The sequence below is a fragment of the Spirosoma aerophilum genome (assembly GCF_054782495.1).
On sequence record NZ_BAAGSJ010000035.1, the window covers coordinates 55806 to 72187 of the forward strand.

Annotated in this window: 17 protein-coding genes; 10 read left to right on the forward strand and 7 right to left on the reverse strand. The window is 48.5% G+C overall.

The annotated features are described in order from the left end of the window. Window positions 1–14: 14 nt before the first annotated feature. The 6 genes from ACYVK4_RS27875 to ACYVK4_RS27900 all read right to left on the reverse strand — a co-directional run bounded on the left by ACYVK4_RS27875 (window position 15) and on the right by ACYVK4_RS27900 (window position 6444). Window positions 15–668 carry a DUF4230 domain-containing protein gene (locus tag ACYVK4_RS27875; protein WP_461130856.1) on the reverse strand — a complete coding sequence of 218 codons (654 nt, stop codon included), beginning with the start codon at window positions 666–668 and terminating at the stop codon, window positions 15–17. A gap of 123 nt (window positions 669–791) precedes the next feature. Beyond that, window positions 792–2402 carry a ribonuclease Y gene (gene rny / locus ACYVK4_RS27880; protein WP_461130857.1) on the reverse strand — a complete coding sequence of 537 codons (1611 nt, stop codon included), beginning with the start codon at window positions 2400–2402 and terminating at the stop codon, window positions 792–794. 103 nt (window positions 2403–2505) lie between these two features. Further along, entirely contained in the window at window positions 2506–2793 is a 288-nt protein-coding gene (locus ACYVK4_RS27885; protein WP_461130858.1) for a cell division protein ZapA, read from the reverse strand. A 47-nt stretch (window positions 2794–2840) separates the two neighbouring features. Beyond that, window positions 2841–3179 (reverse strand): hypothetical protein, encoded by a 339-nt coding sequence (locus tag ACYVK4_RS27890; protein ID WP_461130859.1) that lies wholly within the window; start codon window positions 3177–3179, stop codon window positions 2841–2843. 86 nt (window positions 3180–3265) lie between these two features. After that, window positions 3266–5695, reverse strand: coding sequence for a phenylalanine--tRNA ligase subunit beta (gene pheT / locus ACYVK4_RS27895; protein WP_461130860.1), 2430 nt, complete (start codon window positions 5693–5695; stop codon window positions 3266–3268). A 104-nt stretch (window positions 5696–5799) separates the two neighbouring features. Continuing rightward, on the reverse strand, window positions 5800–6444 hold the full coding sequence (locus ACYVK4_RS27900; RefSeq protein WP_461130861.1) for a DUF1684 domain-containing protein: 645 nt from the start codon (window positions 6442–6444) through the stop codon (window positions 5800–5802). Window positions 6445–6626: 182 nt separating this feature from the next. Here ACYVK4_RS27900 and ACYVK4_RS27905 point away from each other — a divergent pair, with 182 nt between their 5' ends. The 8 genes from ACYVK4_RS27905 (at window position 6627) to ACYVK4_RS27940 (ending at window position 13828) form a co-directional block, all read left to right on the forward strand. Beyond that, window positions 6627–7034, forward strand: coding sequence for a sugar 3,4-ketoisomerase (locus tag ACYVK4_RS27905; protein WP_461130862.1), 408 nt, complete (start codon window positions 6627–6629; stop codon window positions 7032–7034). After that, the gene (locus ACYVK4_RS27910) at window positions 7031–8146 is read left to right on the forward strand and encodes a DegT/DnrJ/EryC1/StrS family aminotransferase (RefSeq protein WP_461130863.1); all 1116 of its coding nucleotides are present in this window, start codon (window positions 7031–7033) and stop codon (window positions 8144–8146) included. Before ACYVK4_RS27905 ends, ACYVK4_RS27910 begins: the two co-directional genes overlap by 4 nt. Window positions 8147–8193: 47 nt before the next feature. After that, the gene (locus ACYVK4_RS27915) at window positions 8194–9132 is read left to right on the forward strand and encodes a glycosyltransferase family 2 protein (protein WP_461130864.1); all 939 of its coding nucleotides are present in this window, start codon (window positions 8194–8196) and stop codon (window positions 9130–9132) included. Between the two features lie 54 nt (window positions 9133–9186). Further along, window positions 9187–9957: a class I SAM-dependent DNA methyltransferase gene (locus ACYVK4_RS27920; RefSeq protein WP_461130865.1), complete on the forward strand. Its 771-nt coding sequence runs from the start codon at window positions 9187–9189 to the stop codon at window positions 9955–9957. 92 nt (window positions 9958–10049) lie between these two features. Further along, window positions 10050–10652 carry a riboflavin synthase gene (locus ACYVK4_RS27925; RefSeq protein WP_461130866.1) on the forward strand — a complete coding sequence of 201 codons (603 nt, stop codon included), beginning with the start codon at window positions 10050–10052 and terminating at the stop codon, window positions 10650–10652. Window positions 10653–10739: 87 nt separating this feature from the next. Next, on the forward strand, window positions 10740–11510 hold the full coding sequence (locus ACYVK4_RS27930) for a PASTA domain-containing protein (RefSeq protein WP_461130867.1): 771 nt from the start codon (window positions 10740–10742) through the stop codon (window positions 11508–11510). A gap of 27 nt (window positions 11511–11537) precedes the next feature. Continuing rightward, on the forward strand, window positions 11538–13403 hold the full coding sequence (locus ACYVK4_RS27935; RefSeq protein ID WP_461130868.1) for a T9SS type A sorting domain-containing protein: 1866 nt from the start codon (window positions 11538–11540) through the stop codon (window positions 13401–13403). 131 nt (window positions 13404–13534) lie between these two features. After that, a complete protein-coding gene (locus ACYVK4_RS27940; RefSeq protein ID WP_461130869.1) occupies window positions 13535–13828 on the forward strand; it encodes a rhodanese-like domain-containing protein in 294 nt (97 codons plus the stop codon). Window positions 13829–13876: 48 nt separating this feature from the next. On the opposite strand, the gene miaA is transcribed toward ACYVK4_RS27940, so the two are convergent. Then, entirely contained in the window at window positions 13877–14758 is an 882-nt protein-coding gene (gene miaA, locus ACYVK4_RS27945; protein WP_461130870.1) for a tRNA (adenosine(37)-N6)-dimethylallyltransferase MiaA, read from the reverse strand. A gap of 418 nt (window positions 14759–15176) precedes the next feature. Here miaA and ACYVK4_RS27950 point away from each other — a divergent pair, with 418 nt between their 5' ends. Both ACYVK4_RS27950 and ACYVK4_RS27955 read left to right on the forward strand, forming a co-directional pair. Continuing rightward, window positions 15177–15515, forward strand: a complete 339-nt coding sequence (locus ACYVK4_RS27950; RefSeq protein WP_461130871.1) for a winged helix-turn-helix transcriptional regulator — start codon at window positions 15177–15179, stop codon at window positions 15513–15515. 93 nt (window positions 15516–15608) lie between these two features. Next, window positions 15609–16193 carry a hypothetical protein gene (locus ACYVK4_RS27955; protein WP_461130872.1) on the forward strand — a complete coding sequence of 195 codons (585 nt, stop codon included), beginning with the start codon at window positions 15609–15611 and terminating at the stop codon, window positions 16191–16193. Window positions 16194–16382: the final 189 nt, after the last annotated feature.

Here is a 16382-nt window from a genome sequence, read left to right on the forward strand (position 1 = left end):
AAGTTAGCCGGGCATTAGCTACCCGATCGCAATAGTTTATCGGATTGCCCTTTTTCTTCGGCCTGTGCCTTTAGCATGTCTAACGTCTTCTGTTCGGCTTCGGGCAGCTGCAGCTGCCAGCCCATGGAATTAGCCAGTTGATACATCATGTACTGTATCTGATTGTTGGCTATTTTGGGCAGGTCGCTTTGCATGGCGCGCTCGTTCATAGCCTGTTTGGCTTCGTCCAGAATCTGCGTGTAATCGCCACCGCTAAAGTGATTCAGTATACCCGATTGAATGTCGTAGAAGGTATAATCGGTATCAATGGATAGTACTTCGGGTTCGGGAAACGATTCGATGATTAATTTTTTGTCGTCATTGTCGGGTGCCCGGAAGCGGACTTTCGCAAAGTCGAACCCCACCAGCACCTTCGACTTGGCAATGACCATCGCTTTCTTGGGGTCGTTCAACAGATACAGTATCTTCTTTTGATCCTGGTAGTTGTAGATCTCCGAAAAATAACCTTCGGCCATAACCACCTTGAATACTTTCTCGATGCGCTCCAGCAGAATGACCGAGTCACGTCGGACATCGGTTATTCCGGTACGCTTGCGTAAGGCATTGGCCAGCGCAACGCCCCCGCCCGCGCCCACGAGCAATAATAAAACGGTGGTTAGGAAATCCATTTGGTTTAAGTCCAACACGTGTAAAATGACAGGAACGCAGATGGGACAGATTGTGCGGCTTGAAACTGATCTTACTCTGTTCAAATCCTCTGAATCTGTTCTATCTGCGTTCCTATCCTCAAACTATTTGGCGTAGGCCACGGCCCGCATTTCCCGAATGACCGTTACTTTGATCTGGCCGGGATACTGCATCTCTTTCTCAATCTTCTGCGAAATCTCATACGACAAAATACCGGCACGCTCGTCGGAAACGTGATCCGCATCGACCATAATGCGGAGTTCGCGACCGGCCTGAATGGCGTAACATTTGGTAACACCGGGGAAGTTACCGGCTAACTCTTCCAATTCTTTCAGCCGCTTGATGTACGATTCCATCATTTCGCGACGGGCACCGGGCCGTGAGCCAGACACAGCATCACACACCTGAACGATGGGCGAGATCATGCTCGTCATCTCGATTTCGTCGTGGTGAGCGCCAATGGCATTGATAACCTCGGGGTTCTCTTTGTATTTCTTGGCAAGCTCCATACCCAGGATGGCGTGGGGCAGTTCGGCTTCTTCGTGCCACACTTTACCGATATCGTGAAGCAGCCCGGCGCGCTTGGCCAGCTTGGCGTTGAGGCCCAGCTCGGCGGCCATTGTCGCGCAAAGCTTGGCTACCTCGCGTGAGTGCTGAAGCAGGTTTTGCCCGTAACTGGAACGGAAACGCATTCGGCCAACCATTTTGATCAACTCGGGGTGGAGACCGTGAATGCCCAGGTCAATAACCGTCCGCTCGCCAATCTCGACGATTTCGTCTTCGATATTCTTGCGGGTTTTAGCGACAATCTCTTCGATTCGGGCGGGGTGAATACGGCCATCCTGCACAAGGCGGTGAAGCGACAGACGGGCAATTTCGCGCCGAACGGGATCAAAGCCAGAAATGATAATGGCTTCGGGCGTATCGTCAACAATGATTTCGACACCGGTAGCGGCTTCGAGGGCGCGGATGTTCCGGCCTTCCCGACCAATCACTTTTCCTTTTACATCGTCGGATTCGATGTTGAAAACGGATACGCAGTTCTCAATGGCGTGTTCGGTAGCCGTCCGCTGAATCGTTTCGATAACGACCTTTTTGGCCTCTTTAGTGGCGGTCAGTTTCGCTTCTTCAACGATGTTTTTGACGTAAGAAGACGCCCTTGATTCGGCTTCAGCTTTCAGGTTTTCGATGAGCTGGTCACGTGCCTGCTCGGCCGAAAGACCGGCAATTTTTTCGAGTTGGGCTACCTGATCGGCAAGCATCCGGTCGGCTTCCTGTTGCCGTCTGTCAACATCTTCGCGCCGTTTGTTAAGGGCTTCGATCTGTTGAGCGAGGCTGTTTTTTTGCTGCCCAAGTTCATTGCGCTGCTGGTTCAACTCGTTTTCACGGTTGCGCTGCTGATCGGCCTGTTGGGTCAGTTGTTGTTCGCGCTGCTTAAGTTTTGTTTCGTTTTGGAGGAGTATATTTCTTTTCTGATTCGTATTCTCTTCAAATTCGGTTTTCAGTTTTAAATACTTCTCTTTTGCTTCCAGAATCCGATCTTTTTTGATCGTTTCTGCCTGTAATTCAGCGTTCTTAATAATGGCGGCTGCTTTCTCTTCGGCTTCTTTCTCTTGCTTTGCGCGAACGCCCGCCATGGTCTGACGGCCAATTAATATGCCAATACCGCCCCCAACAAGGGCAGCAAGAATCGTTAACCAAACTGGAATGTCCATCGGACTATATCGTTAGGGTTGAAAAAATAAATCATCAACCTGCTGCAATACGATTGCCCTGAACATCAACTCTACTGTATTTTGGGGTGGAAGCCCGCCGTTTTTATGTCGTGATGACCGGCGTGACGACCTGGTCTAACTGAGTTATTTTGTCAAACACCATTTGTTGTAATCGTTGCATCTGTCGTTCTCCTCTGAGCTTGGTGACCAGGCAATCGAAGGCTATCATTGCCAGGGCTTCCTGTGTATCATTAAGCCCCCTTTCCCGATACTGTTTCAGTTCATCCTGAATCAATTTCGCGGCTTCGCGGACAATAGCTTCCGATTCCGGTTCTACAGCTAATTTGTAGAATCGATCAGCTATTTTAACGCGAATTGGCAATTCTTCCATCGCTGCAGCCGGCTCAATCAGGGCTATCCCCTAGAACCAATTTGGGTTTATGACAAACTACTCAAGTGAGCAATGCACCGTTCCAATTCCCGGATATACTCGTCGAGTTGTTGTTTTAATTCAGCATTCGTATCTGTCTCAGACAGATTGTCTTTTACAATTATACCAACATCTTTTGACTTTGATGTACTTTTTTCTGGAATAACAGGTTTTTTCCGTAGTTGCCTAACCATTTCCTGTTCTTTCCGTAAGCTTTCCTGTAGAATAGAATTTTCTAATTCCAGCTGTTCGACTCGTTTCTGTGCATCTAAATATACCCTCGTCAGCAATTTAAGCTTATGCTCAAATCGCTCAACAAGTGCAATAATTTGATGTTCGCTAACCACAGTTGTTTATACAGTAATTGGTTAAACAGCGAAGTGGTTAAGTGCTTGACATTAATTGCCTACTTAATCACTCCACTACTCCACCATTATTTTCTAATCACCGCGCCTAATTCCTGCTCGAAAGCGCTCATTAGCCGTTGCATTGTTTTATCAATCGTTACATCGGTGAGGGTTTGTGTCGTATCCTGCAACATGAAGCTGACAGAGTACGCTTTTTTGCCGCCACCTAAGTTCTGGCCTTCATACACATCAAACACATTTATAGAGCGTAATAATTTCCGCTCCGTCTGACGGGCTAATTTATTGATTTGTTCAAAGGTAACCCCCGAGTCTATAACCAGTGATAAATCACGCCGAACTTCTGGAAACTTCGACACTTCTTCATAACGAGTTTTGGTCGTCGCCAGCTTCAGCAGAGCCTGCCAATCGAAATCAGCGTAGAAAATGGGCTGCTTCAGGTCTACCAATTTTGTTAGCTTGGGATTGACAAGACCGAGGCTGACCAGAGGCTTTTTATTTACGACAAATGTTAGTCCATACTGAAATAACGCTGGGTCAGCGGGCTGGGTGTCGTAGGTCTTGACCCGGAAAAGGTTCAAAACCCGCTGAACTGCGCTGGCCAGATCGTGGTAAGCAACCGGTTGGCCCTTTTGAAGCCAGCTTTCCGGATTCTGGTTGCCAAGCATGGCCAGGCTTAGCCGCATGCGTTCCACGTATTTCGTGGCGCCATCTTCAAGTATTACTTTATGATAGACTTTGCCGAACTCGAATAATTTCAAATCTTTTTGACGCCGGTTCAGGTTATAAACCAACGTTTCGAGCGATGAAAATAGCAACGTCTGCCGCATTACCGACAGCTCTTCGCTGAGCGGGTTGAGTAGTGTTACGTCGGCCCCAGGCAATGTCGACCGAATGGCGTCATTGTAAGCAGGCCGGGTAAGGGATAGCGTCAGAATTTCATAGAATCCATTAGCAGCCATCAACTGACTCACCCGTCCCTGCCACTGGTCGGGGTCCGTCTTGGGAAACTCAGATAACGATTCGGCGGCTAGGTTGACCGAGAGCGGTACATTGTCGAGGCCATAAATCCGCAGGATTTCTTCAATAACATCAGCCTCCCGCGTTACATCAACCCGGTACGGCGGAACAACCGCTATGAAACTATCATCCTGAGCTGATTCCGCCTGGATGTCAAGGGCTTCCAGGATTCGATGAATCTCAGCATGATCAATTTTAATGCCAATCAACCGATCGATATTCCGGTAGCGAACGAGTACGCGGAAAGGCTCGATTGGGTTGGGATAGATGTCGGTGATAGCCGAACTCACTGTTCCGCCAGCTACTTCCTGAATGAGCAGGGCCGCCCGTTTGAGGGCAAAGATCGTTATGTTGGGGTCGATTCCCCGTTCGAAACGGAACGATGCGTCGGTTTTCAGGCCATGGTACTGGGCTGTTTTGCGGACGGAGGTGGGCGAAAAATAAGCCGACTCCAGAAAGATCCGGGTCGTTTGCGTCGATACGCCCGAATGCTGACCGCCAAACACACCCGCAATGCACATCGGTTTTTCGGCATCGCAAATCATCAGATCGGTCGCACTAAGTTTTCGTTCTACCCCATCGAGTGTAACAAAGGGAGTGCCTTCGGGCAGGGTTTTCACTAGTACCTGCTTGCCCGTGATCTTGTCGGCATCGAATGCATGAAGGGGCTGCCCCAAATCATGACACACGAAATTCGTTACATCAACAACGTTATTAATGGGGTTCAGGCCAATGCTCAGCAGTCGCTGCTTTAGCCAGTCCGGCGATTCGCCCACCGTAAGCCCCGTTAAGGTGAGTCCGGCATAACGCGGACAGGCAGCGGTGTCCTCTACCCGTACGTCCAGCGTCAGGTTGGTGTTGCTGACCGTAAATTCATCAACTGAAGGTAGGCGAAGGGGCCGGTTCAGAACGGCTTTCAAATCGCGGGCAGTACCCAGGTGCGAGGCTGCATCAATGCGGTTGGGGGTCAGGCCAATGGCAATCTGATAGTCAGCTTCCAAATTGAAATACCGGGCAGCTGGTGTTCCATTGGGCAACTCAGTCGTCAACACCATGATGCCTGCGTGTGATGTACCCAAACCAATTTCATCTTCCGCGCAGATCATCCCTTCTGAGGCTGCTCCGCGAATTTTGGCTTTTTTGATCTGGAAGGCATCTCCCGAGGCAGGATGCAGCGTGGCACCAACAAGGGCCACAACAACCTTCTGACCGGCTGCCACGTTGGGGGCTCCACAAACGATGGGCAGGGGTTGGCCGGTGCCAACATCCACAGTTGTGAGGCTTAGTTTATCAGCATCGGGGTGTTTGGTACAGGTAATTACCTCGCCAATAACGACGCCATCCAGCCCGCCGGGAACAGCTTCAACTTTTTCAATTCCTTCAACTTCCAGCCCCGTTGCTGTCAATAATTTACCAACCTCTTCCGGGGACTCGTGTAATTCAATAAACTCTTGTAACCATTTATAGGAAACTTCCATACAGAGGCAAAGCAGATAATTAGTGCAAAGTTAGCCAATTGCTTGATTGACTAATGGCACTTCTGCTTAATTGGCGTCAAAAACTGTTTAGGACGATACCCTTTTTACGGATGAGCTGTATACTTTTCTCCGGCTGTCACCGCAAACGGGAGCTTATTTTCGGCTGGCGGCAACGGGCACGCATAAGTAGGATTGTAGGCACAATAGGGATTATATGCCGTATTGAAGTCGATGATGGCTTGGGTATCTGTTAGTTGTTTTGGGTCAATCTCAATGTATCGACCGCCCCCATAGGTGTCCTTGCCCGCTGTGGCATCGCGGAAGAGAATAGAATAGGTGTTTTCAAGTTTCACGACCAGTAGCCGATGGGCTTCGCCATTCAGGCTAAAGACGGCATGGGCAAATTTTTCATAAACCTCTTCACTGCCATCGCTCATACGAACAACCAGTTTTTGGGTTTTGTCGGCGAAGGGTTCGAGCCGGGCCACAACCCGAAAGGCGGGGTCTGGCGAAAAATAAGCAAGTCCGGTAAACGATCCTTTTTCGGTAATGGGTGAGTCGGCGCTTGTTCGCATAAACTCATCTTTTTCTTTTCGCTTCTCGGTAAGTTGCTGGCTGTAAGCGTTTGGGTCGACGGTTTCTTCAAGTCCATTATTCGTTGCGGTGCCGTCTCCACCAGAAAATGTGAAATACAGAAGCGCTGTAAGAACCAGGAGTATACCTACCAGAAAATATTTATTTTTCAACATAAGTGGGTTTAAGATTAACTGCCCAAAAATAGACGTAATAACGAGTGTAGTACACTTTGTTAAATTATTAAGCAATTATACTTAGTTAAGTTTAGCTTAATATCCATATATTCGGCCTGTTTTTAATAACTTTAGCGCGATCTGTAACATCGACTTTATCAATTGCCAAATATACTTTCTGAATGGCCAAACTTTACGACTTGAAAACATTTGAATCAGACAGGGGCAATCTAACTGTGTTTGAAGGAATTATCCCAGGCGTGATTCAACGGGTATTTTATATATACGAAGCTGGCCAAACGGCTCGTGCCGGTCATCGCCATCATCGTTCATGGAATGCGCTTATTTGTGTGAGTGGCAGTTGTCGTGTTTATAATCATGATGGACTGGAAGAAAATACATTTCTGTTAACGAATCCACGTCAGTGTCTGGTACTTGAACCAACCGACTGGCATATTATGGACGAGTTTTCGGAAGACGCTATTCTGCTGGTCGTTTCGAATGAGTTATATGATAAAGACGATTACATATACGAGCCCTACCTGAACGGTCAGAAAACTAGCCGGGAAGTGATGGTTGATTCTGAATGATTCCCTTTTTAGATCTGAAACAAATAAATGCGCCTTATGACTTGTTCATAAGGCAATCTGTTGAGCGGGTCCTGGCATCTGGCTGGTATATTCTGGGGCGTGAACTGGCAACATTTGAGCAGCAGTTCGCCGATTACTGCCAAACACGTCATTGCATCGGCGTCGCCAATGGGCTCGATGCCCTCACCTTAGTGCTGAAAGCATGGGATTTTCCCGCCAATAGTGAAGTGATCGTTGCCTCGAATGCGTACATCGCTTCGGTGCTGAGTATTACGCATGCTGGTTTGGTGCCCGTTTTTGTTGAGCCCGACCCACAAACGTATTTGCCGAACCCAGCCCGCATCGAAGCGGTGATAACATCCCGAACAAAAGCCATTTTACCCGTTCATTTATACGGTCGTTGCTGTGATATGAACCCTATTAATGCGTTGGCAAGGGAATATGGCCTCAAGGTGCTCGAAGATGCCGCTCAGGCACATGGCGCAACGTACGCAACGGGTCAGCAAAAGGAAGTATTGAAGAAGGCCGGTAACCTTGGCGATGCGGCCGGGTGGAGTTTTTACCCGACTAAAAACCTGGGTGCCCTGGGCGATGCGGGTGCCATTACCACGAACGATGATGAACTGGCCGACAAACTCAGGGCACTACGAAACTATGGATCAAGCCAAAAGTACATCAACGATTACCCTGGTCATAACAGTCGATTAGACGAACTTCAGGCCGCTATACTCACCGCCAAGTTGCCGTTTCTGGACTCAGACAATAAGCGCCGTCGGGAAGTGGCCAGGCGATACCTGACGGAAATCAAAAATCCTGACCTGACGCTGCCACCTGCTGATCAGATTGACCAGGATGTCTGGCATCTGTTTGTCGTTCAGCATGCACAGCGCGACAATTTTCGGACATCTCTCCATCAGGCGGGCGTTGGAACGGATATTCATTACCCGGTTCCTCCGCATCACCAACGAGCCTATGCGGATTTTTCAGCGCTATCTCTGCCGATCTCTGAGCAATTGCACCGAAACGCAATTAGCCTGCCGCTGAATCCCACATTGACTGACGACGAAGTAACCCATATTATTCAGACCGTAAACGCAGGTGCGAGTGCGTAAATGGTAGATATAATATTACCCATAGCGCTGGCACCTGTTTTAAGCATATGTACTTATCCGTAGTTATTCCCGTATACAACAGCGAGCGCACCGTTGCGCCGTTGGTCGATCGGCTACAGGCTTGTCTGGCCGGACAATCGTTTGAAATCATACTGGTTAATGATGGTAGTACGGATGGTGTTGAAGCGATCTGTCAACAACTGGAAGAGAATTACGAGACTGTCGAATTTGTTTCCCTGCGCCGGAATTTTGGCGAGTTCAATGCCGTATTGTGTGGACTTAACCAAGCTCGTGGTCAATATGTGGTCATCATCGACGATGATTTTCAAAACCCACCCGAAGCCATTTTAACACTCGTTGATGCCGCCGAAGCCGGCCATTACGATGTCGTTTATAGCCGTTATGCTCAAAAACAGCACCACTGGTTTCGAAATCTGGGTAGTTGGGTGGTCAACACCTTAACGACCTATTCAATCGATAAACCACGGGATCTCTATCTGTCCAGTTTTAAACTCATTCGGCGGGAGGTTGTGGATGAAGTGATTCGGTATCATGGTCCGTTCCCCTACATCGACGGGCTTATCTTTCGTGTGACCCGCCATGTGGGAACTGTCGAGGTACCGCATAATACCCGTGCAGAAGGTAAATCAAATTACACATTTCGTAAGCTGGTTTCTCTGTTCATGAACGTATTTGTCGGGTATTCACTTTGGCCAATCCGCCTGTTTACGGTTTTGGGCGCTGCTTTACTCGCCCTGGGTACAGTAAGTGGTGTTTTTCTGTTGATCGCGAGACTGAATAATCTGATACCGTTAACGGGGTGGAGCTTTGTTGTCTGGATGATTTTAATGGGCGTGGGCATTCAACTGCTTTTCCTGGGTGTGCTGGGCGAATACCTTGGTAAATTATTTATGGCCTATAGTGGGTTGCCGCCCTATGTTATAAAAAAAGAAGTCAGAAGCCGAAAACGGGTGGCTACCCGCTGAGTCATTTCCAAAAGTATCCGGCCTGGCCCTGGTATAAATTTTGCCCCCTCAAAAATGATTGGTCGCTCGGAAGAATACGAGAAAATGTTCCAACTGGAAGAGCAACTGTGGTGGTACCGTAGCTTACACGAACGGGTAAAGCACAGCATTCAACAACAGTTTGGCGAACGTCGGAATCTGGCGATTCTGGATGCGGGTTGTGGTACCGGGGGGCTGCTGAACTTTTTGCGGCAGCACAACTATACCACGCTGACAGGCGTCGATGGGTCGTTGGATGCGGTTTCTTTTTGCCGCGAGCGGGGATTTTTGGTTACGTTCATGAATTTGAACGATATCGATAGCTTCGAGCCGGATGTACAGTACGACGTTATCGTTTGCAACGATGTATTCTGTTATTTTACGGACGACAAATTACGACCTCTGATAGCTGCCCTGTCGAATCGGATTAAGCCCGGTGGGATTTTAGTGTCCAATAACAATGCGTTTAACGCTTTTCGGGGCGAGCACGATCTGGCGGTTGGTATCATCAGGCGATTTGTACTGGCCGACTTCAGGAAAGTCCTACCTCTTTTTGGGTTGTCTATCGAATTCGCTACCTACTGGAGCTTTGCGTTATCGCCCCTGATCCTGTTTGTTCGTCAATGGCAGCGCTTACAGCTAACACTCCGCCGACGTACCCCGGAAGAGGCCCGGTCGGATGTGTATTTGCCCCATCCGTGGGTCAACGAAACCCTCTACAAACTTGTTCGGGCCGAACAAAAACTCTTCCGGCGAACGCCCTTTGGCAGTTCGCTGTTTATCGTAAGTAGAAAGTCGGTAAGTTGATAAGTCAGTAAGTCACTGACGCAAAAGCAACACAGACGTCAGTGACCTACTGACTTATCAACTTACCGACCTAATAACTTATTAATTACATCATGTTCACTGGCATTGTTGAAAGTACCGGTATTGTATCGGGCATTGACGCAGAGGGTACCAACCTTACGTTTCGAATTGAGTCGTCTCTGGCTTCTGAATTAAAGATAGATCAGAGTGTTAGCCATAATGGTGTTTGCCTGACGGTGACCAGCGTGGCCGATGGGAGCTATACCGTTACCGCCATTGATGAAACGCTGAAAAAAACGAATCTGGGCAAGCTGTCTACCGGCGATTGGGTCAACCTCGAACGGTGTATGCCCGCCAATGGCCGTTTCGATGGTCACATTGTGCAGGGGCATGTCGACCAAACGGGTATTTGTACGAGTGTGCAGGATGTAAACGGCAGCTGGTTGTTTGATTTTCAGTATGATCCGGGCGATGATCCGGCCAGTCGGAACATAACGGTCGAAAAAGGCTCAATTTGTATCAATGGCGTCAGTTTAACCGTTTTCAATTCAGAAACGGATAGTTTTCGGGTCGCTATTATTCCCTATACGTACGAACACACCAATTTTCGGAACCTGAAAGCGGGCGACGTCGTCAATCTTGAGTTCGATATTGTCGGGAAATACCTCAAAAAAATGTTTGCCGGCTATCGGTAGGCGGTGGTAGATTCTGCTACTTTTGTGAAATTAGTAAACGAAAAAATGTAGTGTAGTCCGTAAAACTTCACGAATTAACCCTCCCGAATGGCTAAAATCAGCACCCGCTCCTTTACTGATCTGCTGGTTCACATTGGCATTATTCTGGCCCTAGTGGCTGCCTTATTTCTGGCGTTTTTCTTTGTCTATCTGCCGTTCACAACCAATCATGGACAAACCATTACGGTTCCTGAAGTGACGCGTCTGAGTCTGGATGAGGTGCAGAGTTTGTTGGACGACCGTAACCTTCGGTATGAAGTCGACTGCACCTTTGTCGCCGGCATGCAACCACTAACGGTTATTCAGCAGTACCCGCGGGCCAACGCGAAAGTAAAAGAAGGGCGCAAAATCTATCTGACCATCACCAAGCGTATGGCACCCATGGTGCAGATGCCCAACCTGGAGGGGTTAACCCTCCGAAGTGCGCAGCTGAACCTCAAGTCACTCGATCTGGTCATTGGGCCGCCTATCTACGTGCCCGACGTAGCCAAAAATTCGGTTCTGCGCCAACTCTATAACGGCAAGGAAATTGCCCCCGGAACGCCCATTCCCAAAGGGGCACAAATCGATCTTGAAGTGGGCGATGGGTTAGGAAGTACGATGTTTGAGATTCCGAACGTTGTAGGGTTGCCACTCGATGAAGCAGAAGCCGCCATTCGCGGATCAAACTTGAAAGTTGGCACGAAAATTTCCGTTGAAGATCCTGAAAAGGAAGTCGGCACTGTGGTCCGACAACGGCCCGAAGCCCGTTCCGGCGAGCGCATCCGCGTTGGCGAAACGATGGATTTGTGGATCGTAGGACCCATTGATCCGGACTAATCAACCTACTTCCGGTCCTGATACCAGATGAGAATTGCTTTGTTTTTTCTGCCGCTTATCCCGTTTTTCGGACGTCGTCTGCGCGGCTTTTTGCTGGTATTGTTTGTTCTGTCTTATTCAATAGGGCAAGCACAGACACCCCTGAGTCTCCCATTTTTCGACGATTTCTCAACCGCCAGCGGACGCCCCGGCCTCGATCGACCCGAGGCCACCCGTTGGCAGCCGGGCAGCGGTGTATACATCAATAACACGATGGCTATTGATCCGCCAACGATCAATGTGGCTTCGTTTGATGGTTTAAATGCCAGTGGACGGCCTTATATTCAGAACTCGCCCCTCTCGCAGGGGTATACGGATACGCTGGCGTCATTACCCATCAACATGGCCGGTCTGACGGCGGCTGACTCTGTGTACCTGAGTTTCTACTGGCAAGCCAAGGGAGAGGGTGAGTTGCCGGACCCCGGCGATTCGTTGAGCCGGCAGGCGGGTGACTCGCTCACGGTTCAGTTTCTGGACCGAAGCGGCATCTGGCGAACGGTTTGGGCCAAAGTGGGAGGCATCATCAATAATAACTTTTTTCAGGTGTTTGTTCCGATCCGCAATGCCGCCTATTTCCATGCTGGCTTTGCGTTTCGCTTCCGAACATTCGGTCGTGAATCAGGTCCATTCGATACCTGGCATGTCGATTATATTTACCTGAATAAGGGGCGGTCGGTCAATGATCGATTTGTGAAAGACGTTGCCGTTCGGCGGGCGCTTACGCCCTTTTTAAGGCGTTACACGGCCATGCCGTTGTCGCAATATGTTGTGAACCCAGCCCAGGAAACTGCCGATTCAGTAACGACAGAAATTAACAACCTGTTCAATAACTTCAACTTCACTACATTTCGTTTTACCGTACGCGATGACGTATCTGGGCGCCTTGTACAGGATAATCCGCAAACCAGTTCGACGCTTATTCCATCACTTAGTTCTCAGAGGAAAACCGCAAAGCTTACACCCGTTACAGGCCTTGGCTCAGCGACCAGCGCTATTTTACGTTATAAGTTTGACCTGCTGACCACCGACGACCAGAACCCGTCGATACCGGGTGTTAATCTTCGTCGCAACGATACCATTTCGGCGGTGGCGGCTCTTGACAATTATTATGCGTATGATGATGGCACCTGGGAGTATGCCCAGCAGATCAGGCAGCGTGAGCAGGTAGCGGTACGGTTTATCCTGAATAAGCCTGATGCCATTGGGGGCGTTCGGGCGTGTATTGTGCCGTTCACCACGAATCAGAGCGGGCAGCCCTTTGTCATTAGCGTTTATAATAACCGGGGTGGCCGGCCAGGCACCGCCATCTATCAGCAGTCATTCCAGACTCAATACCCGGCATCCCGCAATGGGTTTGTTGAGTTCAAGTTTACCCGAAGTGTTTCGGTAAAAGACACGTTTTATGTGGGCTACCAGCAAATCGCCAGCAGTGATACGTCGTTGCTGCGATTAGGATTCGATAAAAACAGCCCATTTGGCGCTCAGATTTTTTATAATGGCGGGTCAAGCTGGGATCAAAATACCGTATCGGCTTCCCTAAACATACGCGGGGCATTTATGCTGCGGCCTGTTATGGGGGCGAAACCTGATTCCATTGTGACTGCAACACCGGAACCCGAACCACTGGCTCTCTTGCAGGTATATCCGAACCCATCGACGGGGCTGATCCGGTGGGACAATCCGCAGCTGACGCAACTGCATGTTATGAGTAGCAATGGCCAGCTATTGCATTCGCTCGAACCAAGTCGGGGCCAACAAACGTTAGATTTGAGTTATCTGCCAGACGGCTTATATTTAATCCGACTTATCGCCGACAAGCGATCCGTCATTCAAAAATTGATTATTCAACATTAAAAGAGTTAGTAAGTTAACAAGTGGCTTCGCCTAAGTCAGTAAGTGGCCGACGAAAAGTACTACTCGCATCAACCACTTATTAACTTGGGCGAAGCCGCTTACCAACTTACTAACTTACCGATTAAGCAACCATGGATATTACCGTACAGGAGTTAAAAGAGCGGCTTGACAAGGGCGAAAAATTGAATCTGTTCGATGTTCGCGAACCCCACGAATATGAAGCCGACAACATTGGGGCTACTCTGATTCCATTGGGCGATTTATCGTACCGGCTGGATGAACTGGATGGCTTGCAGGATGAAGAAGTAATTGTTCATTGCCGGTCGGGTGCGCGAAGCGGCATGGCGCAGCAGATTCTTGAACAAAATGGCTTTAATAACGTGCGTAACGTTATTGGCGGAATGCTGGCCTACAGGGCACAGTAAGAGGGATGTATGGTGTACGATGTATGAGGCAGTCGATAGCCAAATATATCATACATCATACATCTTATACCCTTCTTCCGGGTTTACCCACTGATAATTTCCCTGGTTTCGGAACCAGGTCAACTGGCGTTTGGCGTAGCGTCTTGAGTTGCGTTTGAGTAATCGTACCATCTCATCATAATCATAGAGGCCATCCAGATAGGGGAAAACTTCCTGATAGCCAACCGTCTGCAGGGCAGGGAGCTGGCGGTAAGGTTCGAGTGTATGAACTTCATCCAATAGGCCAGACGCCAGCATGGCATCCATCCGGGCATCGATTCGGGCATATAGCTCATCGCGCGGTCGTTCGAGGGCAACCAGAACGGATTTAAATGGGCGTTCGATGGTGTGCCGCTTTCGAAAAGACGAGTATGGCTCTCCCGTTGTCAGGCATACTTCCAGGGCACGCGTTACGCGCACGGGGTTCTGCAAATCGGCCGTTTCGGCATAGACCGGGTCGAGTTGCTGTAATTCATGCTGAAGTTTTTCCAGGCCTTCCTGCTGAAGCCGGGTGAATAATCGTTCACGCAACGCCGGGTCAACGGCTGGCATATCGTCCAGGCCAAAGCAGACGGCATTAATATACAGGCCGGTTCCTCCCGATAAAATCACGACATCTTTTGTTCTGAACAGCGCATTCAGCACCTCAAGACATTCCCGCTCATAGCGACCCGCATTTACCGGGTCCAGGATAGAGTGTGAATCAATAAAATGATGTCGCACGCCTTCCATTTCCTCCAGCGAAGGTTTTGCCGTTCCAATGCTTAATTCCCGATAAAGCTGTCGTGAATCAGCCGAAACGACATCCGTGTTCAGCGTTTTGGCTAATTGAACGCAGAGGGCTGTTTTACCCACAGCCGTTGGACCCGCAATGACAAGCAGCGTTTTCAAGTATAGATCGATAAGTCAGCAAAAATAGAACGGGAAACGAACATCGTTTCTATACCAATGATGATTATTCATATAGTCAAACCGTTACCTAACAATTGCCTGATAAAAATGTCTAATCTGAATGCCGTAATCGTTCTTCTTTAAAGAAGCGACAATGATTATTTTATAAGGAATACAACGAATCGCTTTTTGAGTTTTTAACTACTTGAGACTGTAAAAATCTGTCCGGAAAGTTTATGTAGATAAATATTTTTTTTGTTGATTAGTAGAGGGTTAACAAAAAAACATTTGTTTATATAATAGCTGTGAAATATGACCGGCTTATAGATTTATTACATTTATCTATATTTGTCAATATCGATATAAGTCTCTTTTAATCAGTATGTTACGAACCAAAAGGTTAGTAACCTATTTCCTCATGAACGACCAGGTAAATACTCGCAAATCTATCGACCCAAAGCATTTTGCTCTTCAAAAAACATTAGACATAATATGTGGAAAGTGGAGACTATTTATTATATATCAGATAGGGACAGAAGCCCGCAGATACGGCGAGTTACGGAGAATGATTCCGGAAGTAAGTGAAAAGGTTTTGATACAGGAACTTAAAGCGTTGGTAAGCTTAGGTGTAGTTGAGAAAAAGTCGTACAATGAGGTGCCGCCACGCGTTGAATATAGCCTGACCCCCAAAGGAATACAGGTGTTACCCACTCTAATAAAACTAACTTCAATAGGCGAATTATTTTTGGAGCCGTAGATATATCAACTTTTTTTGATTCTGCATCGTTATTCGTTGGCAAACTGGTACAGGTAGTCAATGATGGGGAAGTTGTGTTGTTTTTTGGTCGCTATGGCTTGGTGTGCCGGGGTTGCGCAAAGCAATCGGCAGCTTCAGCATTCGGCCACGGTCAACCATACCCAACCACTTGTACAGGAGCAGCCAGCGGCTATAGCCAACCCGCAATTCAATAAATCGCTGCGGTTTAATGTCTATACCTTTACGGTGGTGGCAGTAGATACCGGACGCGTAAGAGAGGCACACATCAAGGCGTATCGGGGCGAATTACTGCTGACCAATTTTCGTATTCGGGTAGACGGTGCCGTCACAGGGGCAGAGGTAGCTGATCTGGACAATAATCGCTTTCCGGAGTTGTATGTCTATAGCACCAGCGATGGAAGCGGGTCGTTTGGACGGGTATATGCCTGGCAGTTCCTGCCTGAACGTAAAGCGGACATCAAGCTCGCTAATTGGCAGAGCCCTGTAGGCAAAGGCTACATGGGCCACGATAGTCTATGGGTGGAACGCTCAATCCTGTGTCGGAAATTTCCGGTTTATGAAGCCGGAGATGCCAATGCGCAACCGTCTGGCGGGTATCAGATGATGCGTTATAGATTGCGCCCGGCGGGTGCATCGTATTTGTTAGCCGCCGAATAAAGAGCAGATTAGTAATTAATTAACGTGAATAATGGGTTGATTAGCTTAAAATCTAGCTTACACGCAGTTATCACCCACGTTATACAGCGATTAGATCAAAAAGATTTAACCACAGAGACGGTCCGCCGTGCGGCACAAAGAACACAGAGGTTGATCAGGAAACTTTATTCCCTGATCAACCTCTGTGTT

Excerpts from the sequence above, each read along its gene's own strand:
- ACYVK4_RS27875 (WP_461130856.1), bottom strand. The coding sequence starts at position 668 with ATGGATTTCCTAACCACCGTTTTATTATTGCTCGTGGGCGCGGGCGGG.
- rny (WP_461130857.1), bottom strand. The coding sequence starts at position 2,402 with ATGGACATTCCAGTTTGGTTAACGATTCTTGCTGCCCTTGTTGGGGGC.
- ACYVK4_RS27885 (WP_461130858.1), bottom strand. The coding sequence starts at position 2,793 with ATGGAAGAATTGCCAATTCGCGTTAAAATAGCTGATCGATTCTACAAA.
- pheT (WP_461130860.1), bottom strand. The coding sequence starts at position 5,695 with ATGGAAGTTTCCTATAAATGGTTACAAGAGTTTATTGAATTACACGAG.
- ACYVK4_RS27900 (WP_461130861.1), bottom strand. The coding sequence starts at position 6,444 with ATGTTGAAAAATAAATATTTTCTGGTAGGTATACTCCTGGTTCTTACA.
- ACYVK4_RS27905 (WP_461130862.1), top strand. The coding sequence starts at position 6,627 with ATGGCCAAACTTTACGACTTGAAAACATTTGAATCAGACAGGGGCAAT.
- ACYVK4_RS27910 (WP_461130863.1), top strand. The coding sequence starts at position 7,031 with ATGATTCCCTTTTTAGATCTGAAACAAATAAATGCGCCTTATGACTTG.
- ACYVK4_RS27915 (WP_461130864.1), top strand. The coding sequence starts at position 8,194 with ATGTACTTATCCGTAGTTATTCCCGTATACAACAGCGAGCGCACCGTT.
- ACYVK4_RS27920 (WP_461130865.1), top strand. The coding sequence starts at position 9,187 with ATGATTGGTCGCTCGGAAGAATACGAGAAAATGTTCCAACTGGAAGAG.
- ACYVK4_RS27925 (WP_461130866.1), top strand. The coding sequence starts at position 10,050 with ATGTTCACTGGCATTGTTGAAAGTACCGGTATTGTATCGGGCATTGAC.
- ACYVK4_RS27930 (WP_461130867.1), top strand. The coding sequence starts at position 10,740 with ATGGCTAAAATCAGCACCCGCTCCTTTACTGATCTGCTGGTTCACATT.
- ACYVK4_RS27935 (WP_461130868.1), top strand. The coding sequence starts at position 11,538 with ATGAGAATTGCTTTGTTTTTTCTGCCGCTTATCCCGTTTTTCGGACGT.
- ACYVK4_RS27940 (WP_461130869.1), top strand. The coding sequence starts at position 13,535 with ATGGATATTACCGTACAGGAGTTAAAAGAGCGGCTTGACAAGGGCGAA.
- ACYVK4_RS27950 (WP_461130871.1), top strand. The coding sequence starts at position 15,177 with ATGAACGACCAGGTAAATACTCGCAAATCTATCGACCCAAAGCATTTT.
- ACYVK4_RS27955 (WP_461130872.1), top strand. The coding sequence starts at position 15,609 with ATGGCTTGGTGTGCCGGGGTTGCGCAAAGCAATCGGCAGCTTCAGCAT.